General features: G+C 66.5%; 16 protein-coding genes. 11 read left to right on the top strand and 5 right to left on the bottom strand.

Annotation, left to right across the window (positions count from 1 at the left end):
* The first annotated feature begins 105 nt into the window (after positions 1 to 105).
* From L1075_RS08645 to L1075_RS08625, 5 genes are all read left to right on the top strand, one after another.
* Entirely contained in the window at positions 106 to 1,083 is a 978-nt protein-coding gene (locus L1075_RS08645; protein WP_075369599.1) for a zinc-dependent alcohol dehydrogenase, read from the top strand.
* A gap of 67 nt (positions 1,084 to 1,150) precedes the next feature.
* Entirely contained in the window at positions 1,151 to 1,549 is a 399-nt protein-coding gene (locus L1075_RS08640; RefSeq protein WP_075369598.1) for a 6-pyruvoyl trahydropterin synthase family protein, read from the top strand.
* Positions 1,546 to 2,595 (top strand): glycosyltransferase family 4 protein, encoded by a 1,050-nt coding sequence (locus L1075_RS08635; protein ID WP_246941399.1) that lies wholly within the window; start codon positions 1,546 to 1,548, stop codon positions 2,593 to 2,595. The genes L1075_RS08640 and L1075_RS08635 overlap by 4 nt, the downstream gene beginning before the upstream one ends.
* On the top strand, positions 2,592 to 3,458 hold the full coding sequence (locus L1075_RS08630) for a class I SAM-dependent methyltransferase (protein WP_246941397.1): 867 nt from the start codon (positions 2,592 to 2,594) through the stop codon (positions 3,456 to 3,458). Before L1075_RS08635 ends, L1075_RS08630 begins: the two co-directional genes overlap by 4 nt.
* Positions 3,445 to 4,398, top strand: coding sequence for a lysylphosphatidylglycerol synthase transmembrane domain-containing protein (locus L1075_RS08625; RefSeq protein ID WP_075369595.1), 954 nt, complete (start codon positions 3,445 to 3,447; stop codon positions 4,396 to 4,398). The genes L1075_RS08630 and L1075_RS08625 overlap by 14 nt, the downstream gene beginning before the upstream one ends.
* Positions 4,399 to 4,423: 25 nt before the next feature.
* Here L1075_RS08625 and L1075_RS08620 read toward each other — a convergent pair whose 3' ends face one another.
* On the bottom strand, positions 4,424 to 5,257 hold the full coding sequence (locus L1075_RS08620; protein WP_246893828.1) for a RibD family protein: 834 nt from the start codon (positions 5,255 to 5,257) through the stop codon (positions 4,424 to 4,426).
* Between the two features lie 83 nt (positions 5,258 to 5,340).
* Here L1075_RS08620 and L1075_RS08615 point away from each other — a divergent pair, with 83 nt between their 5' ends.
* Positions 5,341 to 6,489 carry a GTP cyclohydrolase II gene (locus L1075_RS08615; protein ID WP_246941395.1) on the top strand — a complete coding sequence of 383 codons (1,149 nt, stop codon included), beginning with the start codon at positions 5,341 to 5,343 and terminating at the stop codon, positions 6,487 to 6,489.
* A gap of 13 nt (positions 6,490 to 6,502) precedes the next feature.
* On the opposite strand, the gene L1075_RS08610 is transcribed toward L1075_RS08615, so the two are convergent.
* Genes L1075_RS08610 through recC form a run of 4 tightly spaced genes read right to left on the bottom strand, consistent with a single transcriptional unit; the run spans position 6,503 to position 16,681 of the window.
* Positions 6,503 to 7,336 (bottom strand): creatininase family protein, encoded by an 834-nt coding sequence (locus L1075_RS08610; RefSeq protein WP_246941393.1) that lies wholly within the window; start codon positions 7,334 to 7,336, stop codon positions 6,503 to 6,505.
* Positions 7,333 to 9,300 (bottom strand): exodeoxyribonuclease V subunit alpha, encoded by a 1,968-nt coding sequence (gene recD, locus L1075_RS08605; protein WP_246941391.1) that lies wholly within the window; start codon positions 9,298 to 9,300, stop codon positions 7,333 to 7,335. The genes L1075_RS08610 and recD overlap by 4 nt, the downstream gene beginning before the upstream one ends.
* Complete coding sequence (gene recB / locus L1075_RS08600; protein ID WP_246941390.1) at positions 9,297 to 13,064, bottom strand: exodeoxyribonuclease V subunit beta; 3,768 nt, start codon at positions 13,062 to 13,064, stop codon at positions 9,297 to 9,299. The genes recD and recB overlap by 4 nt, the downstream gene beginning before the upstream one ends.
* Positions 13,061 to 16,681, bottom strand: coding sequence for an exodeoxyribonuclease V subunit gamma (recC, locus tag L1075_RS08595; protein WP_246893833.1), 3,621 nt, complete (start codon positions 16,679 to 16,681; stop codon positions 13,061 to 13,063). Before recC ends, recB begins: the two co-directional genes overlap by 4 nt.
* A gap of 233 nt (positions 16,682 to 16,914) precedes the next feature.
* Here recC and bioB point away from each other — a divergent pair, with 233 nt between their 5' ends.
* The 5 genes from bioB to bioA all read left to right on the top strand — a co-directional run bounded on the left by bioB (position 16,915) and on the right by bioA (position 22,063).
* Positions 16,915 to 18,027 carry a biotin synthase BioB gene (gene bioB / locus L1075_RS08590; protein WP_246893834.1) on the top strand — a complete coding sequence of 371 codons (1,113 nt, stop codon included), beginning with the start codon at positions 16,915 to 16,917 and terminating at the stop codon, positions 18,025 to 18,027.
* Between the two features lie 3 nt (positions 18,028 to 18,030).
* Entirely contained in the window at positions 18,031 to 19,191 is a 1,161-nt protein-coding gene (gene bioF, locus L1075_RS08585; RefSeq protein ID WP_246941388.1) for an 8-amino-7-oxononanoate synthase, read from the top strand.
* A 70-nt stretch (positions 19,192 to 19,261) separates the two neighbouring features.
* On the top strand, positions 19,262 to 20,062 hold the full coding sequence (locus L1075_RS08580) for a methyltransferase domain-containing protein (protein ID WP_246941386.1): 801 nt from the start codon (positions 19,262 to 19,264) through the stop codon (positions 20,060 to 20,062).
* 1 nt (position 20,063) lies between these two features.
* The gene (gene bioD, locus L1075_RS08575; RefSeq protein WP_246941384.1) at positions 20,064 to 20,786 is read left to right on the top strand and encodes a dethiobiotin synthase; all 723 of its coding nucleotides are present in this window, start codon (positions 20,064 to 20,066) and stop codon (positions 20,784 to 20,786) included.
* Positions 20,783 to 22,063 carry an adenosylmethionine--8-amino-7-oxononanoate transaminase gene (bioA, locus tag L1075_RS08570; protein WP_246941382.1) on the top strand — a complete coding sequence of 427 codons (1,281 nt, stop codon included), beginning with the start codon at positions 20,783 to 20,785 and terminating at the stop codon, positions 22,061 to 22,063. The genes bioD and bioA overlap by 4 nt, the downstream gene beginning before the upstream one ends.
* Positions 22,064 to 22,204: the final 141 nt, after the last annotated feature.

Raw genomic sequence — 22,204 nt, 5'->3', positions numbered from 1 at the left:
AGCACTCGATACTTGAAATAAAATGGTACAAAAACACCCTCATGTACAATACCTGTACATGAATGATGTCATGGACGATACTCAAGGCAAGGAAGGAGGTTTGCCATGCACGCAGCGAACGCCCAGGCTTTTTGGATACAGGCACCGGGGCACGGTGAGATCAGACAGCACGCCTTGCCTACCCGCCAGACGAATGAGCTGTTGGTCAGAACACGCTACAGCGCCGTCAGCCGCGGCACTGAAAGCCTGGTGTTTCAAGGCAAGATCCCGGAGAGCGAATACACCCGCATGCGCGCGCCTTTTCAGGAAGGCGACTTTCCCGGCCCGGTCAAGTACGGCTATGCCAATGTCGGCGTGGTCGAGGAAGGACCGGTGGCCTGGCGCGGCCGAGAAATCTTCTGTCTCTATCCTCACCAGACACGTTACGTCGTTCCCATCGAGGCCGTCGTGCCCCTACCCGAGGACCTTCCCGCCACTCGCGCGGTCCTTGCGGCCAACATGGAAACCGCCGTCAACGCCTTGTGGGACGCTGCCCCACGCGTCGGCGACCGAATCAGCGTCATCGGCGCCGGCGTGGTCGGCAGCTTGGTCGCCTGGTTATGCCAACAAACGGCCGGTGTGCGTGTGCAACTGCTCGACATCGATGCCGGTAAAGCCGAATTGGCCGCCGTGCTGGGTTTGCCCTTTCGCCACCCGCACGATGCCGAGGATGAACAGGATATCGTGATCAACGCCAGCGGTAGCCCTCACGGCCTGCGCAGCGCCCTAGCACTGGCGGGGTACGAAGCAGAAATCATCGAGCTGAGCTGGTTCGGACGCGACGAGGTTGCATTGCCCCTCGGCGAAGCTTTCCACTCGCAGCGGTTGACGCTGCGTGCCAGCCAGGTCGGCGGTGTCTCCCCGGCACGACGCGCGCGACGCAGCCATGCTCAGCGCCTACAACTAGCCCTGACGCTACTGCGCGACGCCCGTCTCGATGCCTTGGTCGACGGCGAAAGCGATTTCCTCGATCTGCCCACCACTCTGGCACGACTGAGTGACGCGGATCGCCCGGCACTGTGTCATCGCATACGCTATTCGTGACGCTACCGCCATGCGAAGGCAATCCAAGTCATACACATAGCCGGTAATACACATAAGGAGCACACGGATGTTCACCCTGACGGTTAGAGACCATTTCATGATCGCGCATAGCTTCAACGGCGAGATCTTCGGACCCGCGCAACGCTTGCACGGTGCCACCTATGTGGTCGATGTCGCCTTCAAGCGCCCTGAACTCGACCGCGACGATCTCGTCGTCGATATTGGCCTGGCCAGCCAGACGCTTTCCCGAGTACTGAGTGAGCTCAATTTCAACAATCTCGACGATGTGCCCGAATTCCAAGGGCACAACACCACCACCGAGTTCATGGCCAAGGTGGTTTTCGAGCGCCTCGCCCACGCCATCCGCCAGGGCGAACTCGGCGAGACCGGGCATGGCCTGACGGCCCTCGGCGTCACGCTGCATGAATCGCATATCGCCTGGGCGAATTACGAGGGCGCGATATGAGCCACCCCGTAACACTGATCGTCGCCGGCGACCCAGCGCAGTTGACCGGCGGCTACGTCTACGATGCACGCGTCGTCACGGCCCTGCGCGAACATGGCTGGCCGGTCGAGGTCATCGGCCTCGAGGGACGTTTTCCCGAGCCCGATACCGCGGCGAAAAAGGCACTGGAAAATGCCTTGGCGGCCCGGCCCGAGGGCGCCCATGTGATCATCGATGGACTCGCGATGGGCGGGTTGCCCGACGTGCTCGAGGCCCATGCCCAGCGCTTGACGCTCACCGCCCTGGTTCATCATCCGCTCGCCGACGAAACCGGTCTTGGCGACGCCGAACGCGAGCGCTTCTTGATCAGCGAAACCCGGGCGCTGTCGGCCGTGCGCGATGTCATCGTCACCAGTGCGTTCACCGCTCGCCGCCTCGCCGATTTCGGCGTCACCGCCGAACGCTTGCACGTGGTCGAACCCGGCGTGATGCGCGCCGCACCGGCACGTGGCAATGCTGAGGTGCCTCGCCTTTTGTGCGTGGCTACGGTCACTCCGCGCAAGGGGCATGATGTGCTCGTCGAAGCGCTGGCCATGCTGACCGACCTGCCCTGGACATGCGACTGCATCGGTGGTCTGGATCGGGCACCGGCGCATGTAGAGCGCGTTAAATCGCGTATCGCCGCCCATGGCCTGGAAGAACGCATCCACTTGCTCGGCGAGCGACCCGCCGATGCTCTGGACGAGGCCTATCACGCCAGTGATATCTTCGTGTTGCCCTCGCATTACGAAGGCTACGGCATGGTCGTCAGCGAGGCCCTGGCACATGCCCTTCCCGTAGTCACCACCACCGGAGGGGCGTTAGCACATACCCTGCCCGACGATGCCGGCCTCAAGGTGCCAGCCGGTGATATCACCGCGCTCGCTGGTGCCCTGCGCGAGATGCTCGGCGACCCGCACGCGCGCCAGACATGGCGCGAAGGTGCCGAACGCGCACGAGCCTCGCTGCGCGATTGGTCGCAGGTCGGTGCGGCCTTCGCCGCCGCCTTGCAACGAGGCGCCCCATGAACGCCGCCGGTACGTTCAGCGAGTCTTGGCTGGCGAGGCGCGAGCAGGCCGATCACGACGCTCGCGCTGCGGTCCCCTTGCAGGCCGCCAGCGACTGGCTTGCCGCACGTAGAGGTCACGCACCCTGGCAATTACTCGATCTTGGCAGTGGCAGTGGTGCCAATGTGCGCTATCTCGCGCCTCGCTTGCCCGGCCCCCAGCACTGGCACCTGGTCGATCATGACGATTCTCTGCTCGGGCATGCCGTGGGGCGCTGTCAGCCCTTGCGCGATAACGCGGGCATGCCCATCCACGTGACCACACACCAGCGCGACCTGCATGCGCTCGAAGCATCATGGTTCGCCGATATCGACCTCGTTACCGCCTCGGCGCTGTGCGATTTGGTCAGCGCCACCTGGGTCGAGACCCTGGCCGACGCCTGCGCGACTCATCGCACCGCGATACTGATCACGCTAAGCGTGGACGGCAACATTCGTTTCCAGGCCGATGATGTAGTGGTCAATGATGCTGAAGATGCCTGGCTCTTCGAGACACTCGCCGCGCATCAACGCCGCGACAAGGGCCTCGGCCCTGCGCTTGGCACCACGGCACCCCAAGCATTGATCCAAGCCTTTACCACCAGAGGCTTTCACATCGCCGACGCTGAAAGTCCCTGGCACCTGACGCCAGCTCAGCGCCCCCTGGCGCTGAGCCTCATCGACGGCTGGGCCGCCGCCGCCCGTGAGCAAGCTCCCCATGATCGCCAGCGCATCGAGCGCTGGTGGCAACGCCGCCGGGAGGCCCTCGACCGGGGTCATCTCGACCTGTACGTCGGGCACCGCGACCTGTTCGCCGCCCCGGAGCCAGCCCATGCGTCCCGCTAACGCAACCCTCGCACGCCTGGGCGTCAGCCTGGTGCTGATCGGAGTGCTTGCCTGGCAACTCGATGCCCAAGCACTGCGTGACGCCTTCGTTGCTCCCGCACCAGGCTGGCTGTTGTTGGCACTGGCCCTCAGCGTGCCCCAGGTCGTGCTCTCCGCCTGGCGCTGGCGACTGACCGCCCGTCGCATGGGGCTGACACTGCCGTTACGGCGCGCCGTAGCGGAATACTACGCGGCCACGTTCCTCAATCAGGTCCTTCCCGGCGGCATCGTAGGCGATGCCTCTCGGGCCTGGCGCCATGCCCGGACGAGCAGCGACCGCCCACGGGCCTGGCGCGCCGTCATCATCGAACGTCTCTCGGGACAACTGATGCTGGCATTGATCGCCATCGCGGCGCTGCTGGCCTCGCCGGCCTTGCGCGACAGCGTGCTCGGTGGCTTTGCCCGGCTGGCTAATGCGCCCGGAGTCTTGTTAGCGGGAATAGCCATACTGGGCGCCCTGGGGATCTGGGGATATCGTCGTCCGCCGGCCTGGCTGCGCGATACGCTGGACGATCTCGGCGCCGCCCTAGTCGCCTCGCGCATGTGGCTTTGGCAATGCATCAGTTCGTTGGGCGTGGTAGCTAGCTACATCGCGATTTATGCCATCGCCGCCCGGGCCATCGGCGCAGATATCGCCTTGGGCACCCTTCTACCCTTGATCCCGCCAGTGCTCATGGTCATGGCGATCCCGCTCTCGGTGGCCGGTTGGGGGCTGCGCGAAAGCGCCGCCGCCTTGGTGTGGATGGGGGCCGGGCTCGATCCCGCGCAGGGCGTGGCCATCTCGATGGTCTACGGCGTCATCGTGCTGGTCTCGAGCCTACCGGGGGCCTGGCTGCTGGGCGTGCGACGCCCACCTCACCACGCCTCGGCCGCCACGGACTCGCTGCCGGGCAAGCCCTGAGGAGGTCACCATGCATCGCATCGCGTCACTTACGCAGTGCCAGATCGAACAAGGTGTCGTCGCCCATCGCAAACGTACGACATGGCGGACGCAGCGCAGCGTCGAGGGTCTCGATCTCGGCCAGGCTCACGGCCGGGCGCCCCGAGCCGATCAACAACGGCGCCACCACGACATGCAGGCGATCGAGCTGACCGTCTGCCAAGAAGCGCGACACGGTCTGTCCACCGCCCTCGATGAGCACGCGACGAAGCCCACGTGCCGCCAGGGTATCGAGCAGCGCCGACGGCGTCAGGTCGGCCGCGCCATCGGGTACCAGCGATTCGACATGGGCGCCCAGGGTTTCGCGCGGCAACGGATGCCGGGTGATATGCAACGTCGGGGCATCGCCGCGCTGGAGTACACCACTGGTCGCGGGCACGCGGCCATTGGGATCGAGAATCACGCGTACCGGGTTATCCCCCGTCTCATGTCGCACGGTGAGCTGCGGATCGTCGGCACAGGCCGTCCCCGCTCCGATCACCACGGCATCGACCAGTGCGCGCAGGCGATGCAAATGCACGCGGCTCGCCTCGCCAGTGACGTAGTGCGAAGCACCGCTGACCGTGGCGATACGTCCATCGAGGCTCTGCCCGAGTTGCGCGATGACGAAACGCCCGGACGTGGCACTGCTCGGCAACAGGCTATCGAGCAGCGCCGTCGCCTCCGCCGTGACCGGGTCCTCGGCCTGCCAGGCGCCGCCGCGCCAGATTCGCAGCCGGCCGCTCGCCAGCGTCAACGCCGCGTGGGCATCCCAATCCTGGCGTCGAGCCTCACAAATCCCTTGCCAGGCCAGCGCCACATCGAGTATCGCAAGGCTCATACGGTCTCCCGTGCCGTGTGCCAACGAAAGTGTCATGACACGTCATCGAAGCATTACGACGCGCAAAAACCAAGGAGAGGCTCATGAGACAGGTAGAACGTACGATCTTCGACTTGCGCCGCGGCTTGCCGGTCGTGCTGCGCACTCCACAAGACGACGTCTTGGTCCAGCCACTGGAAGGCATCGACGACGACACCCTAACATCGCTCGCCACCCTGGCCGGCCACGCGCCCGGTCTGGTGATTACCGAGCATCGGCATGCCCGCCTCGGCGCGTCGATGCCCAGCGCATCCCACGCCGTACATCTGCCGCTAAGCGTGGACCATCGTGCTGGCGATGTCATCGCTTGGGCCATGGCGGCCGAGGCCGACACACCAAAGGCGTCGCAACCCGCCACGCCGGCGGAGACCGCGGCGCTGGGCTTGATGCGACGTGGACTTTTGGTGCCCGCCGCTTTGAGTGCCACAGTGGCCCCGGCGCGCCGCGAGGCGGTAGATGCCCTCATCGCCGACGGCACCTTATTGGCCGTGTCACTCGAAGACGTACAACGCTACGACGAAGGCGACATGACCTCGCTCAAGCGCATCAGCGAAGCGGAGATCCCACTGGCCGAGGCCGAGCGCACGCGATTTGTGCTGTTTCGTGAGAGCGACGGTCTGCGCGAGCATCTGGCAGTACTCGTCGGCGACCCCGCCGAATGGGCGGACCCCGTACCCGTGCGCCTGCACTCGGCCTGCCTGACGGGCGATTTGTTCGGTAGCCTGCGCTGCGATTGCGGCGAACAGTTACGCACCAGCGTGGCGGCTATTCGCGAACGTGGCGGCGGCATCCTGTTGTATCTCGCCCAGGAAGGGCGCGGTATCGGCCTGGCCAACAAGCTGCGGGCCTACCACCTGCAGGACGACGGCCTGGATACCGTCGACGCCGACCAGGTGCTGGGCTTCGGCGACGACGAACGCCGCTATCATGTCGCGCTGCAGATGCTCGAGGCCCTTGCCGTCACGCGCATCGAGCTGCTGACCAACAATCCCGGCAAGATCGACGCCATGAGCCGAGGCGGTGTCGAGGTGGTCGGCCGCCAGGCCTGCTATGGCAAGCTCAACGAGCACAACCGGCGCTACCTGAGCGCCAAGGCAGAACGCGCCGGGCACTGGCTAGAGGACGTGCTAGAGCCCTCGGGCGTCACCGACAGACGCGCCCCGCGTCACGATACGTCGGGCTCGCTCGAATGACGTGACGTACCGCTCACTGCGGCGAGCTTTCGCGCAGTTGGGCCAGATCGAAGCAGTGGGCTTCCTCGATCACGCTCGCCAGGCGCGCAGCGAAATGAGCAACCAGCCGTTCCCCCATGGCCGGCGTGGCCAGGGTCGCGTTGCCCACCACGCCGCTGGGGTGCAGATCCTGCGCCATCCAGGCGAAACCGGCATCGCCCTCGGGGAGTAGCGTGCGCCCGGCGCGTTCCTGGTGAGCCCCTAGCGAGACGGCCTCGCCTAGCTCGGCCTGGCGTACCTTGTGCGGCGCCAGATGCATCATCATCGCGGTTTCCAGCGCGCCGCCATGCAGCCCATGGCGCAACTCCTCGGCAGGCAGCGCATCATCGGGCGGCGTGAAGCGAAAGTAATTCGCCTTGACTACCAGCAAGCCATGGCGCTCGCGTAACTTGAGTGCCGCTAAATCGACCACCGCCTTGTTGCCGCCATGGCTATTGAACAGCACCAGGCGCCGGATCCCCGCACGCGCCACGCTGGCGCCGATATCCACCAGGTGCGCAATGGCGATCTCCGGCGTCAGACTCAAGGTGCCCGCGAAGTCACCATGCTCAAGACTCGACCCCACCGCTACCGTGGGCAGTATCAGCAAATCCCGCGACACCGCGACACGTTCACGCATCGCCGCGACCAGGCCGTCGGCGATATCCACGTCGGTGGAAAGCGGCAGATGTGCGCCATGCTGTTCGATAGCCCCTAGCGGCAACAACGCCACGCTCTCCGGGCCTACGCGCCGAGCCAACTCGGGGCTGCTCAGCGACGCCCAGTCGAGGCCACCGATCGCGGCATTTTCAGGCGATGAAGCATTCATGAGGTCTCCTCCTCTTCCAGCGCCGCCACCCAGTCGGCGAAGCCGCTGTCACGCACTACGCGTCGGTGCAGGGCGCTGTCCATGACCCGCGCGTCGCCGCCGGCCAGCGTCAACCGACGCTTGGCGCGGGTAATGCCGGTATACACCAGCTCGCGGGTTAGAATCGGGTTGGCGTGCTCGGGCAAGACGAACAGCACGTGGGCGAACTCGGAGCCCTGTGATTTATGCACCGTCATCGCGAACACCGTCTCGCAGGCCTCGAGACGCGAAGGCAACACCGCCCGCGCACCATCGGCGGTCGCGAAGAACACCCGCAGACGCTGCTGCGCCTCGGGGTCGGGCAAGACGATACCGATGTCGCCGTTATACAGCCCCAGTTGCGGGTCATTGCGTGTCACCATCACCGGGCGTCCGGCGTACCAGCCCTGATGATCGTCGATGAAACCTTCCCGCCACAGGCGTGTGGCGATACGCGCGTTGAGCCCCTCGACACCCCAGGGGCCACGTTTGAGGGCACACAGCACCTGGAAGTCCCCTAGCCGTTCCAGCGCCTCCGTCGCCGTGGCGCCTGCCGCGATACGCCGATAGAGCGCACGATAGCCGGCCAGCGCGGCACGCTCGACGGCCATCTGGTCGCGCGCCGCCGCTAGCCAGTCGATATCCGCGTACCCCGCGTCCCACGCCCGGCGAAACGCCGCGACGTCACCGGCATTGGTCGCCGCGGCCAGAGCGCCGATGCCGCTATGCGCATCGAAGCGGTAGCTCTTGCGCAACATGACCACGTGATCGGCCAACGGCGAGCACGCGGCATCGGGTGTCATCGAGATCCCCGCCAGCCGCTCGAGAACGTCACAGGCATGCGGCGAATAGCCATGGTCCAGGGCATTGGCGCAGAGATCGCCAAGCACCGAGCCAGCCTCCACCGAGGCGAGCTGATCCTTGTCGCCGAGTAGAATCAGACGCGCCTCGGGCGGCATGGCCTCGAGTAGCGCGGCCATCAACTCCAGATCCACCATCGAGGCTTCGTCCACCACCAACAGGTCGAGACTCAGCGGATGCCCGGCGTGATGGCGAAAACGACGCGTATCCGGCCGCGCACCCAGCAGACGATGCAGCGTCAACGCCTCACGGGGCAAGGCCGCCTTGACGTCCTCGCCGACGTCGAGATCCTTCACCGCGCCAGCGATCGACTCGGACAAGCGCGCCGCCGCCTTGCCGGTGGGCGCGGCCAACTGGATACGCAGACCGTGAGTCGCCTCCGCCGACGACAGCGCCTGCGTCTGAAGCAATGCCAAAAGCCGCGTCACTGTCGTGGTCTTGCCGGTACCGGGGCCGCCGGAGATGATCGTCAGCCGGTTGCGCAGCGCCAGCGTGCACGCCACCTTCTGCCAATCCGGCGTGTCGTCGTGCGTAGCGTTCGCGGCAAACAGCCGCGCCAGAGGTTCGGCCAACGACGCCTCCACCGGCAAGGGCCGCCCCAGACGCTCGCCGAGATGCACCGCCACGGCTCGCTCGGCAGACCAGTAGCGACGTAGATACAACCGCTCGCCCGCCAGCACCAGCGGTGTGGTACCCGCTCCGGGTGGCGCCACCAACGGCGAAGCGGCCAATCGCGCGGCCCAGGTGGCACTATCCAGCCCCTGCAGGAAGTCCTCGGGAAGCGGCACCTCGGTCTGCGGCGCGCTTTCTTCCAGCGGCGGCAGCGAGAGGACATCGCGCGGCGCCGCCAAGGCACGCGATAGCGCCAGGCACACATGACCACGCCCCAGCTGGTGGCTGGCTAGCGCCGCCGCCAGCAGCACCTCGGCCGGCGCCTCGGGGTCGAGTTCGGCGAGAAAGCGCACGAAGTGAGCATCCAAGGCGCGCAGCCAGCCCAGCGCCTCCCACCACGCCAGACTCTCGAACACCCGTTCGCGCGAAGGCGGCGTCGCCTCCAGGATCAAGGAATATTGCGCGTCGCTCATGCATTCTCTCCCGGGGCAGTCTCAGGCGCGGCGACGCCGTATTCGCGACGCAGCGCCTCCACGGGCGCCGCGTCGCCAGCAAGCCAAGCATCCAAGGCCTCGATCAAGCGCCGCTCAGGACGCCGCTGGAAGACGCCATGGCCAGGCGTGCCATCGACGCCGCGCAGGAACACGTAACAAGCCCCGCCCATGTGAGTATCGTAATCGTAATCCTCGAGACGCGCCGCCAGCAGGCGGTGCAATGCCAGCACGTACAACACGTACTGCAGGTCGTAGCGATGCGCGACCATGGCCTCGGCCAGCGCCTCGTGGTGATAGTCGGCCAGCGCGTCGCCCAGATGATTCGACTTCCAGTCGAGGACGTACCAGCGGCCATCCTCAGCCTCGAACACCAGGTCGATGAAGCCCTTGAGCATGCCGTTGAGCTTACGCGGCGCCAGCCGGGGGCGCGGGGTCGGCAACGGCTCCAAGGCACAGACCAGCGCATCGAGCGGCGTACTCCAGGCATCCTCGGCGGGCAACCAGAATTCCAGCTCGGCACGCCAGGCGGTCAGTCCATCGAGACGAATCGGCGCGCCCTGATGGCCGGCGAACGGCGCCGGCAACGCCTGACACAACCAATCGAGCAACACCGGCGCCCACTCGTCGTCGAAGCCGCCGAGATGCAGGCGCGTGCTGACCAGACGCTGTAATTCATCACGATAAGTCGGTTCGCTCAGGCGATCGAAGTCCACCGCTTCCAGCAAACCGTGCAGGAAGGTCCCCGGACGCGGGCCGCGCGGGAAATCGCGCAGCGTGCGTACGGCGGGACGTGGCACCGGATCGCGCTCGCGGCTGACCTCGACATCCAGCGTCGCCGGGGCATCCCAGGGCAGCGCCTGTGCACCCGTGCCGGCCTCGAGACGTGCGGCGACGATCAACGCCGAATACGAGGCGATCCACCAGTCGTCGTCGATGCCTCCCGTGAAACGTCGCGCCGGCGTCATTTCCAGCGCAGTGTCGCCAAGCCGCAGGCGATGCGCGGGCGGTTCGGGCAATGCCTCGACGCTCAGCGCCGCCGCCAGACGTTCGCGCAAAGCATGGCCGTCGTCATCGACCTGGCAGCCCAGCAACCGACCTAGCGCCGTCTCGTGCAGGCAGGTCGACGCGCCGCGCCCGCGCCCCAGTGGCGCGACGCCCAGGCGACAGGCATGTGCGGCCCGCGTGAGCGCGACATAGAGTAACCGCACGTCCTCGTCCAGTCGCGCCTGCTCGGCGGCCGCCAGTTGCGTGTCATCGGCGCCGTGCACCCAGACACGTCCTTGCTGCGGATCACGCCATTCGAGCAGGCCAGTACTGCGGTCCGGTGCCGCCGGTCGGTAATCGCACACGAACGGCAACAGCACGATGGGATATTCGAGGCCCTTGGCCTTGTGGATGGTGATGACCTTGACCAGATCCTCGTCGCTTTCCAGGCGCTGACTGACGGCCTCGGCATCGAGTTCGGCCGCGCCTTCGAGAAGCGCACGATGCCACCAGCGCAACAGCGCATGCTCGCCGTCGAGCCGGGCCGACACCGTCTGCGCCAGCTCTCCCAGGTGCAGAAGGTCGGTCAGCGCACGCTCGCCATCGTCGCGCTGCCCCAGGCGTTCGGCGACCCGGAAGTCTCGCATCACCGCGCGCAGCATGGGCAGCACGCCACGCCGCTGCCACTGGCGATGATAGTCGGCGAAACGCTCGACTTCGCGCTCCCATGCCAGCTCATCGGCGAGCAGCGTTTCCAGTATCGCCGGCGTATCGCACAACAGGCGCGTCGCCAGCGCCGCCTTGAGGCGCGCGTCCTGGCGCGGCTGCGCCACCGCCTCGAACAACTGCAGCAGCTCGAAGGCCAGCGGGGTATCGAAGACGCTGGAGCGCTCGCTGAGATAGACGCTGCGAATGCCGCCCTCGGCTAGCGCGCGACGCACCGCCAGCGCCTCGGCGCCCTTGCGCACCAGAATCGCGATGTCAGCGGGGCGTACCGGGCAACGCGTACCGCTGTCATCGACAAAATACGCGCCCCCCTCAAGCAGGCGCTGCGTCTCGGCACGCGCAGCGCTTGCCATGCGCGTCTGGTAATCCGCCTTGGTGTGACGCTCCTCGTTCGGCCACCAGGCGCCGAGCGCTTCCATATCGTGGCCGTCGGCATTCACCAGACGCGTCGACTTGCCTTGGGCCTTGACCTCGACAAAGGGGATCTCGTCGCTGCCGAAAGGTTCGGGATGGCGCGTGAACAGCGTATTGACCGCCTTGACCATGGCCTGGCTGGAGCGAAAATTGCGCGCCAGGGTGAAGCGACTCGGGGTTTCGCGCCGCGCCGCCAGATAGGTATCGATATCGGCGCCGCGAAAGGCATAGATCGCCTGCTTGGGATCGCCAATCATCAACAAGGTGGTCGCGGTCTCCGCCTCAGGTGCCCGGTAAATCCGCGAGAAGATGCGGTACTGCAGCGGGTCGGTGTCCTGAAACTCGTCGATCAGCGCCACTGGCAGCGCCCGGCGAATGCGCCCGGCGAGGCGCAAGGCAGCTTCGGGGGCTGCGTCGGGGTCGAGCGCGGCATCCAGGTCGCAAAGCAGGTCGCCGAATTCCCATAATCCTTGGCGATGCTTCTCATCGGCGAACATCGCCGCCACCGTATCGCGGGCATGGGCCAGCACTTGCGGCGCCAACTGATCGAAGGGCGTGACGGACTCGGCCAGCTCGTCGAGCAGCGCGAAAAACGCATGCGCGGGCGTGTCGTGGCCTTTCTTGGTGGCCCCTTCGAGCTTGGCCTGACTCAGCCAGAAGCGGCCCTGACTGTCGGTCGTGTCGTCATCGCCGCCCGCTTCGAGCGTCGTCAGCCACTGCTCGAATGCCGCCAGGCGTGTCTCGAGCTCTTCCGGCTTGTAACTGCGCTTGTTGAGGGCGCCGCGCTCGAAGGCCTCTTGCAAGCAGGTCGCGATGGCGTCACGATCCCACGTCTGTCGCAGCCGGGCTTCCAGTTCACTGCGCGCGGCCAACGAGCGCTCTGTGCTCTCCAACAGCGCGGGCAGCGACGCGGGCGCCTGGATAGGCTCGCCATCCCACCACAGTGGCTGTGCCCGGCCTTCCTTGAGTAGCGGCATCAAGGCACGACTCAGCGCCTCCGGCCCCTCCCAACGACGGCGAATCTCGCGCTGCCAGTGCGCGGCGAGTGGATAGAAATGGCAGCGCCAGTAATCCTCCACGACCCGTGTCAGCAAGGCCGAGCCATCCTGCAGTAGCTCGGCACCGAAGCGTGCGCCGGCATCGAAGGCATGGCGAGTCAGCATGCGCTGGCAAAAGCCATGGATGGTGAAAATCGCCGCCTCGTCCATCAGCCGAGCGGCCTGATCCAGGCGCTTGGCGGCACCGGCCAAGGCCTCGTCACCGGCCTCGACCAAGGGCGCCAGCAGCACCGCCAGGACCTTGTCATCACGCGCTTCGTGCGGCGCCAGCAACCAATCGCGGGCCTCCTTGAGACGCGCTCGAATGCGTCCGCGCAGCTCGGCGGTAGCGGCTTCGGTAAAGGTCACCACGAGAATTTCCGGCGGCAACAGCGGGCGCGGGAAATCGTGATCTTCGCGCCCGGGTAACGGGCCGAGCACCAAACGCACATAGAGTGCCGCCAAGGTAAAGGTCTTGCCGGTACCCGCACTCGCCTCGATCAGGTGATGGCCGGTCAGCGGTAGGGTCTCGAGCACCAAGGGCTGAACGGTCGGCGCCGTTGCATGGCTGGGCGACGTCATGAACGACCTCCGTGTACCCGCTGGGTAATTCGCGCCAGCATGTCCAGTAGCGGCGCATACTGGGTAAGCGAGGCGGCAATGCCGCCCGCTGCCTCGAAGGTGGCAAAATCGGGCCACAGTTGGCCCAGTGCGCCGTCACTGGCACGCAGCGCCGCCGGCCCGGAGAAGGCATCGGTCTCATAGCGCGCGATGAGCGCCTCGCGCAGGCCGGCATCTGGCGCCTCGCCTGCTGCCAACGGTGCCCATTCGGCACGCGGCAAACGTTTCCAGACCTCCTTGGCGATCTCATCGATGGCCGGCCTCGGCGCTCGATAGGCACGCGCCCAAGCCACCAGCAGGCCATCGAGCTCGCCGGCGGCGCTGGCCTTGTCCAGGCCCGGGAGGAGCAGACAGCGATCCTCGAAGATCGCCGTCCAAGCACACGGCGCCTCCAGCGTGGCATTGGCGAGCAACCAGCGCAGATAGCCGGTATAAAGTCGATGCAACTTGCCGACATGGCGATAAGGGCCCTCGCCTTCGACCTTGAGATGCCCGTAGTGTCCCGGCTCCAGCGTCACCAGCCGCCAGGGCGCCGTGGCTTCTTCAGGCGCGGCGAAAAGCCCGTCGAGACGCGCTTCGAGCGTCAGTGCCTTGTCATGGCCATCGACATAACGCACCAGCGGCGGCGGCGACGCGACGCATTCGGCCACCTCACGGCGCCAGCTTTCCACCTGACGCGACAGGCGCGCCAGGCGCGGTTCGATCAGGGCCTCGCCGAAACCGGCCGTCGGCAAGCGCCCGGCCATGCGCAGCCGCTCGGCGACGGCGGTCAGCGGCACACCCTCGCGGGCACCCTCGAGCAGCTCGCGCTTGAGACCGTGATCTTCCAGGCCGTCCGGAGCGAACGGTTCGTTGTCCTCGTCGGGCACATGGGCGTCGGCGAAATGCACGCCCAGGCGCCCCAGATAAACCGTCCATGGGCGTCGTAGCACGCGTTGCAGATCACCCAACCCGAGCGGTTCACTGGGCAACTCGACCGCCGTGGCGGCATTGAACGGTGCAGCTTCGTCGCGCTCGGGGGGCATATACAGCGCCTCCCAGCTCGACTCATAGGTGAAACGCGGGTCGTCACGCTCGAAGTAACGACGCGAGAACGGCTGCAACGGATGTGTCTCGATCAAGCGCTGCGTCAGGCGGGTGGCACGATCGACAGCATCGCTTGTCGGCGCGTCCCAGCCTTGTTCGATGGTATCGAGCAACTCGCCAATCAGCACCGACGGGGGACGCGAGGTATTGTCGCGTACATCGCGCCCCACCCAGGAAAGCGTCAGGCGTTCGCGCGCCGACAGCATGGCTTCGAGCATCAGATAACGGTCGTCGTCACGCCGCGAACGATCACCGGGGCGCGGCCGCGTCGCCATCAGATCAAAATCCTGGGGCTGGCGCACACGGGGATAGTCGCCGTCATTCATGCCCAGCAGATAGACATGACGGAAGGGAATCGCGCGCATCGGCATCAAGGTCGCGAAGTTGACCTTGCCGGCCAGAAAACGCTGCGCGAGGCCGCCCTCATCGAGTTCGGCACGCAGCGCATCGCGCACCACGCCGAGCCCTACCTCAGTCTCGAAACCGGCCTGCCGACATTGCTGCGACCAGCGGCTCAGCGCTGCGTCGAGACGTGCCACGACATCATGCTCTTCTGCCGTGGTAGGACTCAGACACGCCACGAACAAGGCTTGCAGACGCCCCAGCCATGCTTCGGGGGGCAACCGCTCGCTCAAGGCCGCACACTGTGTTTCCAGGGTGTCGAGCAGCGCCGCCACGCGCCCGGCGAGGTCAGCCTCCAGGCCGCCCACCTCGGCATAGGGCACGATGCCCTGAAAGTCCCAACTCGGCGTACGCCCCAGTGAGTCATCACTTTCGCCCCGAGGTGCGACTGATGGCGGTTCGCCCACCGCGTAACCGAGCAGCATGCGCGACAGCCCGAAGCGCCAGCTGTTCTCGCCCAGCGCCGGAAATCCCAGTGACTGACGGTGCTCGGCACTCAGCCCCCAGCGCACGCCGCTGCCTGCTAGCCATTGGCGAAGCCGTTCGAGTTCGCCCTCGTCGACGGCGAAGCGCGCACGAAAGGCGGGCACTTCCAGGGCATCGAGCACCTCGCTGACGGTCAGCCGGCGCTCGGGCAAGTCGAGCAGCAACAATGCCAGCACCATCAACGGGTGCGCCTCGCTGGCTACCTGGTCGGCGATGGTGAAGGGGATGTGCCGGGGATGCGACGGCGGCAACTGGCCGAAGACCGCCTCGATGCAGGGCGCGTAGCGGTCGATCTCCGGCACCATGACCACGATGTCGCGAGGCCGCAGCGGTTCGCCCGCCGCCTCGGCGTCCTCGAAGGCCGCCAGCAAGCGGTCGTGGAGAATCTCCACCTCGCGCAGCGGTGAGTGAGCGCTGACCAGGGCCAGAGAGTCGTCGTCCTCGGCGATCGTTCTGGGACCGCCTTCCTGTCGAGCACGCTCGCCAGGGTGCGCCAGCTCGAGAACGTCCTGCTGCAACTGCTGAAGCAGCGTCGATGACTGCACGGCGGCCATATCACGAAAGACATCGGTTTCCAGATCGAAGCCGCGTGCGCTCTCGAACTCATAAAGGCCGACGATGAAATCGCGTCCCTGAGTGCCCCACCCCGCCAGCAGCGGATTGGCATGCAGATGCAACGCCTCCTCGTCGAGTTCGGCCAACCACGGCGCCTCGGGATGACGCGACTCCTGCTCGTGGCGTGCCCGGGCCGATAACCGCCCGGCGCGTTTGATGGCATCACGGTCGGAGACGATATCGCCCCAGTAATGGCGACAGGGGTTAGCGATCATCAGGAACACGTCGACCACGCCGGAAAGCGCGTGCAGGGCCTCGAGGGTCTGCGCCGGCAACGCCGAGATCCCGAACACGAACAGTCGTGGCGGTATATCGCGGGGGCGCTCACGAAGCTGCCGGGCGGCGTCGAGAAAGCGCCGGTGCAGACGCGCGCGATGGTGCTCACGCGCGGCGGCCGGGGCATCTTCGATAAGCGCTCGCCATAACGCCGGCTGCCAGCGCTGGTCGTCAGGCAGGTCCGTGGGCGCATTTTCTCCCCGCTCCCAGGCTTCGATCCATTCGGGACGATAGATCAGGTACTGATCGAAGAGATCGGCGAGGCGCACCGCCAGATGCCAACGGCGACGCTCGCGCGCCTCATGTGCAGCGCCCGGCATGGGAGTGGCCCCCAGCATCTCGCCCTGCAGATAGTCGCGCAGCGGTGCGTAACATGCCGGGTCGTCGGAAGACGCCTCGGGATCGAGACAACGCTCCAGCAATTCCATCAGCCGCCATGCCAGAGGAGTCTTATCGAACGGCGACTGCTCGGGAATGTCGTCACCCAGCACTGCGCGATAGGCGCGCCACACGAAGCTGGAAGGCAGCGGAAAATCCACCGAGGCGGCGATGCCGTCGGCCTCGGCCAGGGTCAAGCGCAACCACTGCGCCATACCGTTGGATTGCACGAGAAAGGTTTCCGGCACCAACGGCGGTTGACGATGGCGACGAATGACATCGAGCGCGAGCGTCCCCAGGTCCTCGAGGTGATTGGCGTGTATGACGCTGAACATGCAGGCTCCCGGCGGTCGAGGTGGCGTCCAGCGGCATCTTACACCATCGCGAGGGCAGCCCCGAGCCCGAGCGGACGGAAGACCACCGACGCGTCTGGCGCGTCAGCACTTTAGACACCACACCCCATCAGACAGTCAACTTAAAATAATAGATAGGTTGACATATCGGCACAGCCTCGTACCCTCTTGGTCAACTTTTTAAATCCCACAAGTTAACTAATAGCGAGAACGTCATGTCTGCCCCGTCCCGCGACCATGCTTGGGCCGATTCGTCGCCGGCCTCTCGACCGACGACGCGCCACGACTGGTCCCTGGAGGAGATAGAAGCGCTATTCGCGCTACCCTTCAACGACCTGCTGTTCCGTGCCCAGCAGGTGCACAGAGCACATTTCGATCCCAACGCCGTGCAAGTCTCGACCCTGCTGTCGATCAAGACCGGCGCCTGCCCTGAAGACTGCAAGTACTGCCCGCAGTCCGGCCATTACAACACCGGGCTCGGCAAGGAAAAGCTGCTCGAGATCGAGAAGGTAGTGGAGCAGGCTCGTGCCGCCAAGGCGGCCGGTGCCAGCCGCTTCTGCATGGGCGCTGCCTGGCGCAGCCCGCAGGAGAAGGACCTGCGCGTGGTGACGGAAATGGTCGGCCAGGTCAAAGCGCTGGGACTGGAAACCTGCATGACGTTGGGCATGGTCGACGTCGATCAGGCCAAGCGCCTCGCCGAAGCCGGGCTCGACTATTACAACCACAACCTGGACACCTCGCCGGAGTACTATGGCGAGATCATCACCACCCGCTCCTATGCCGACCGCCTGGATACCCTGGCCAACGTGCGTGAGGCAGGCATGAAGGTCTGCTCCGGCGGCATTCTGGGCATGGGCGAGGCGCCCCGCGATCGCGCCGCCCTGCTCCAGCAGCTGGTGCGCCTGGATCCGCATCCCGAGTCGGTGCCGATCAACATGCTGGTCAAAGTGCCGGGCACCCCGATGGAAAACGTCGAGGACATGGACCCACTCGAATTCATCCGCGCCATCGCCGTGGCCCGCATCCTGATGCCCAAAAGCCACGTGCGCCTGTCAGCCGGCCGCGAGCAGATGGACGAGTCGACTCAGGCCCTGGCCTTCCTGGCCGGCGCCAACTCGATCTTCTACGGCGACACCCTGCTAACCACCGGCAACCCCCAGGTGGAGCGCGACCGGGCGCTGTTCGACAAACTCGGTCTGCATCCCGAACCCATCGCCTCGGATACACGCGACGCCCACAGCGACGACGAACACACCGAAATCGCGCTGGCCCATGCGATTCAGCGCCAGCGTGACGACGCCCTTTTCTACGACGCCACCCAGGGCTGAGTCATGGGCTCGCATACGGATCCCTGGTCGGCGCGGCTGGCGAAGGCCGCGGAACAGCGCCGCGCTGACGATGGCTGGCGGCAACGCCCCATGCTGAGCGATGTCGCGCCCTTCATCGACTTCGCCGGCAACGATTATCTGGGTCTGACCGACGATCCACGCCTGGCCGAGGCTCAGGCCGAGGCCGCGAGACGCCTGGGAGCCGGCGCCAAGGCATCGCACCTGGTATCCGGCCACCTCGAGATCCATGAACGTCTCGAGCGACGCCTGGCCCAACTGACCGGACGCCCCCGCGCCCTGCTGTTCTCCACCGGCTACATGGCCAACCTCGGCGTCCTGCAGGCGCTGTGCGACCGCCATACGCACGTGTTTCAGGATCGCCTGAACCACGCCTCGCTGATCGATGGTGCAAGGCTTGCCGGCGCGCCCTCGCGGCGTTTCCACCATCGCGACCTCAAGGATCTGGAGCGACTGCTGACCCGCGCCCCGGACGATACGCCGACGCTGGTGGTCAGCGACGGCGTGTTCAGCATGGACGGCGACGTGGCCGACGTGGGAGGGCTTGCCGCGACCACCCGTCGCCACGGCGCCTGGCTGATGATCGACGACGCCCATGGCCTCGGCGTGCTCGGCGATCATGGCGACGGTTGCGTGGGTCGCGCCCATGATCGTCATGAGGTGCCGGTTCTGGTCGGCACGCTCGGCAAGGCACTGGGCAGTGCCGGGGCCTTCGTGGCCGGTGACGAAGCACTGATCGATCATCTGATCCAGTTCGCCCGTCCCTACGTCTACACCACCGCCCAGCCGCCCGGCGTAGCGGCGGCCACCCTGGCCGCCCTGGATATCCTCGAGGCCGAACCCGAGCGCCGCGCCCGGCTCCATGAGCGCATCGACGATTTCCGTCGCGAAGCCGCAAGGCTCGGCTTGCCGTTGACCGGCTCTCGGACACCCATTCAGCCCCTCGTGCTGGGTGACAACGCCCGCGTCATGCGTTGGGCAGAGCGCTTGGCCCGGACGGGATTGCGTGTCGGCGCCATCCGCGCGCCCACGGTCCCTAAGGGCGAGGCACGGCTACGCATCACCCTCTCCGCCGCCCACGGCGACGATGCCCTGGACGCCCTGCTCGACGGGTTGGCCGCCTGCCAGCGGGAGGACCGTACATGACTGCCGCGTACGACAACCGTCTGGGACTGCTCGCCGGCTATGGCTGCGACGCCCATTCGGGTAAAACGCCATGAATGCCGCCACTTCTGTCCCCACACTGCCCAGTAATGACAGGGCAGCCGACTGGCGCGCCCGGGTCGCACATGCCTTTTCCCGTGCCGCGCCGCACTACCGGCAGCGTGCCCGGGCCCAGCAGGTCATGGCCGAGCGCCTGCTCGAGCGGCTGCCCGAACGCGCCGGCGCCGTGCTGGACCTGGGCTGCGGCCCCGGCGACCTGACCGCTGAGCTGGCAACGCGCTATGGCACCGAATGTACGGTCAGCGGCCTGGACCTGGCGCCGGGCATGCTCGCCGAAGCACGGCGACGTCATCCCGGCGCGATCCGCTGGATATGCGGCGACGCCGCCGACCTGCCGCTACCCAGTGCAAGTCTCGATCTCGTGATCTCCAACCTGGCTATCCAGTGGTGCCCGGACCTGGACGCCGTGCTCGTTGAGATCCGCCGCGTGTCGAGGCCGGGCGGCCGCGTGCTGATCAACACCCTGGCGCCGGGCACGCTAGATGAGGTCGGCCAGGCCTGGGCACGCCCCCCCGCGCTGCTCGAATTTCGCGATGCGGCCCGCCACCGCCGTGCCGCCCACGCAGCCGGCTTCCGCCGGGTCGAGATCACGGCGCGTCTCGAGCGCTTCCATTATCCCGACCTCGCCGCGGTGATGGCCTCCATCAAGGGTGTTGGCGCCCAGGTAGCCCGCAACGGGGCGCGGCTCTCGCGCGCCGACGTGGCCTGCGCCACCCGACGCTTCGAGACGCTTCGCACCGAGGACGGCCTGCCCGTCTCCTACCACCTTCTGACGCTCGATCTGGAATGCTGACATGACCGCCTATTTCGTGACCGGCACCGACACCGACGCCGGCAAGACCCTCGTGGCCAGCGGCCTGCTGGCGCTGGCCCGCCGCCACGGCCTGACCACCCTGGGGCTCAAGCCCGTGGCCTCCGGCTGCGAGTCCACCGCCGAAGGGCTGCGCAACATCGACGCCCTGACGCTTCTGGCCCAGAGCACGCCGACCACGCCCTACGTCACCATCAACCCTTACACCTATGAACCGGCCATCGCGCCTCACCTGGCTGCCCGCCGGGCCGGCGCGAAACCGACTCTCGACGCCCTGGCCGCGCACGTCGCCGAATCGCTGGCCGAGAAGCGCGACCTGACGCTGGTCGAGGGCGCCGGCGGCTGGCGCGTGCCCCTCAACGACGACGAGGACCTCGCCGGCCTGGCGGTGCGCCTTGAGCTGCCGGTGATCCTGGTCGTCGGGCTCCAGCTCGGTTGCCTGAACCACGCCCGGCTCAGCGCCGAGGCGATCCGCGCCGACGGCCTGCGTCTGGCCGGCTGGGTGGGCAACCTGATCGACCCAGGCCTGTCCTTCGACGAGGCCGCCGACGAAGCCTGTTACCGCGACAACCTGGCGACGCTCGAGCGCACCCTGGAGGCGCCGTGCCTGGGCATCGTGCCGCGCCTGACCGCCAACACGCCGGACGCACGCGCACTTGCCGCCGCCGACTACCTGACACTGCCCACATGCGAGGAACTTCGATGACTCACGTCTGGCATCCTTACGCGCATCTCAAGACCCAAGCCCCCGCCCCCAAGGTGGTCGGCGGCGACGGTCCGCGTTTCACCCTGGACACCGGCGAGTCGCTGCTCGACGCCACCTGTTCCTGGTGGTGCATGATTCACGGCTATCGCCATCCCCGCCTGGTACGCGCCATACAGCAACAGGCCGATGAACTCTGCCATGTGATGCTCGGCGGACTGACCCACGAGCCGGCTGACTGCCTGGCCCGCGAACTGGTGCGCGTCACGCCCACCGACCTGAACCATGTGTTCTTCTCGGACAGCGGCTCGGTGGGCATGGAAGTGGCCATGAAGATGGCCGTGCAGTACCACTACCTGCGCGGCAAGCCGGCCAAGCACCGCATGCTGACGCTGATGAAGGCCTACCACGGCGACACTGCCGGGTGCATGGCGGTGTGCGATCCCGAGGAAGGCATGCATTCGCTGTTCGCCGGCTTCCTGCCGCAGCATCACTTCGCGCCGGCGCCCACCGCCGGTTTCGAGGCCGGCAAGGATGAGGTCCAGGCCGACCTCGATGCCCTGCGCGCCGTGCTCGAGGCCCATCATGACGAGATCGGCGCGCTGCTGATGGAGCCGCTGCTGCAGGCGGCCGGCGGGCTCAACATGACCTCGCCCCACTACCTGCGTGGCGCACGCAAGCTGTGCGACGAGTTCGACGTGCTGCTGGTTTTCGACGAGGTGGCTACCGGCTTCGGTCGCACCGGCAGGATGTTCGCCGCCGACCACGCCGACGTGACGCCGGACATCATGGTGCTCTCCAAGGGCCTCACCGGCGGCTACCTGGGCCACGCCGCGACACTCGCCACCGACCGGGTGCACGATGCCTTCATCGGCGACAGCGAGCTTCACGCCTTCATGCATGGCCCGACCTTCATGGGCAATCCGCTGGCCTGCCGCGTCGCGCTGGAGAGCCTGGCAGTGTTCGAGGAGGACGACTACCTGGGCCGCATTCAGGCGCTCAACACCGTGCTGCGCGAGGAACTTATGGATGACGAGGCGCTGCGCGCCCATCCGGACGTGGCCGACGTGCGGGTGCTAGGCGCCACCGCAGTGATCGAGGTCCACGATGCCGAGGCACTCAAAGGCGTGGCCGACTTTGCTCGATCCCGGGGCGTGTGGCTGCGTCCCTTCGGTCGCTGGCTGTACACCATGCCGGCCTACATCACCTCAGGGGACGAGTTACGACGCATCACCGGTGCCATGAAACGTTGGTTTTTCGAGCGCAAAACTGCCTCATAAGCGCATGAGGCCGTTGTCCGTCCCAATATCCGCATGCCCCGGCGAGACGCCGGGTTACGTTTTCGCCCGGCGGCGATGTTAACCTATCGGGCTCATGTGCCCTTTCATTCACCGGCACCGCGAATTCCGCGAGGAGTCATC

The organism is Chromohalobacter beijerinckii, assembly GCF_023061185.1.
In the GTDB taxonomy this organism is placed as follows: domain Bacteria; phylum Pseudomonadota; class Gammaproteobacteria; order Pseudomonadales; family Halomonadaceae; genus Chromohalobacter; species Chromohalobacter beijerinckii.
The sequence above is the reverse complement of the archived record's forward strand: the minus strand, read 5'-3'. Positions and strand labels throughout refer to the sequence as shown.

What these genes read in the sequence shown, in the direction of transcription:
- L1075_RS08645 (WP_075369599.1), top strand. Translation starts at nt 106, where the DNA reads ATGCACGCAGCGAACGCCCAGGCTTTTTGGATACAGGCACCGGGGCAC.
- L1075_RS08640 (WP_075369598.1), top strand. Translation starts at nt 1,151, where the DNA reads ATGTTCACCCTGACGGTTAGAGACCATTTCATGATCGCGCATAGCTTC.
- L1075_RS08635 (WP_246941399.1), top strand. Translation starts at nt 1,546, where the DNA reads ATGAGCCACCCCGTAACACTGATCGTCGCCGGCGACCCAGCGCAGTTG.
- L1075_RS08630 (WP_246941397.1), top strand. Translation starts at nt 2,592, where the DNA reads ATGAACGCCGCCGGTACGTTCAGCGAGTCTTGGCTGGCGAGGCGCGAG.
- L1075_RS08625 (WP_075369595.1), top strand. Translation starts at nt 3,445, where the DNA reads ATGCGTCCCGCTAACGCAACCCTCGCACGCCTGGGCGTCAGCCTGGTG.
- L1075_RS08620 (WP_246893828.1), bottom strand. Translation starts at nt 5,257, where the DNA reads ATGAGCCTTGCGATACTCGATGTGGCGCTGGCCTGGCAAGGGATTTGT.
- L1075_RS08615 (WP_246941395.1), top strand. Translation starts at nt 5,341, where the DNA reads ATGAGACAGGTAGAACGTACGATCTTCGACTTGCGCCGCGGCTTGCCG.
- L1075_RS08610 (WP_246941393.1), bottom strand. Translation starts at nt 7,336, where the DNA reads ATGAATGCTTCATCGCCTGAAAATGCCGCGATCGGTGGCCTCGACTGG.
- recD (WP_246941391.1), bottom strand. Translation starts at nt 9,300, where the DNA reads ATGAGCGACGCGCAATATTCCTTGATCCTGGAGGCGACGCCGCCTTCG.
- recB (WP_246941390.1), bottom strand. Translation starts at nt 13,064, where the DNA reads ATGACGTCGCCCAGCCATGCAACGGCGCCGACCGTTCAGCCCTTGGTG.
- recC (WP_246893833.1), bottom strand. Translation starts at nt 16,681, where the DNA reads ATGTTCAGCGTCATACACGCCAATCACCTCGAGGACCTGGGGACGCTC.
- bioB (WP_246893834.1), top strand. Translation starts at nt 16,915, where the DNA reads ATGTCTGCCCCGTCCCGCGACCATGCTTGGGCCGATTCGTCGCCGGCC.
- bioF (WP_246941388.1), top strand. Translation starts at nt 18,031, where the DNA reads ATGGGCTCGCATACGGATCCCTGGTCGGCGCGGCTGGCGAAGGCCGCG.
- L1075_RS08580 (WP_246941386.1), top strand. Translation starts at nt 19,262, where the DNA reads ATGAATGCCGCCACTTCTGTCCCCACACTGCCCAGTAATGACAGGGCA.
- bioD (WP_246941384.1), top strand. Translation starts at nt 20,064, where the DNA reads ATGACCGCCTATTTCGTGACCGGCACCGACACCGACGCCGGCAAGACC.
- bioA (WP_246941382.1), top strand. Translation starts at nt 20,783, where the DNA reads ATGACTCACGTCTGGCATCCTTACGCGCATCTCAAGACCCAAGCCCCC.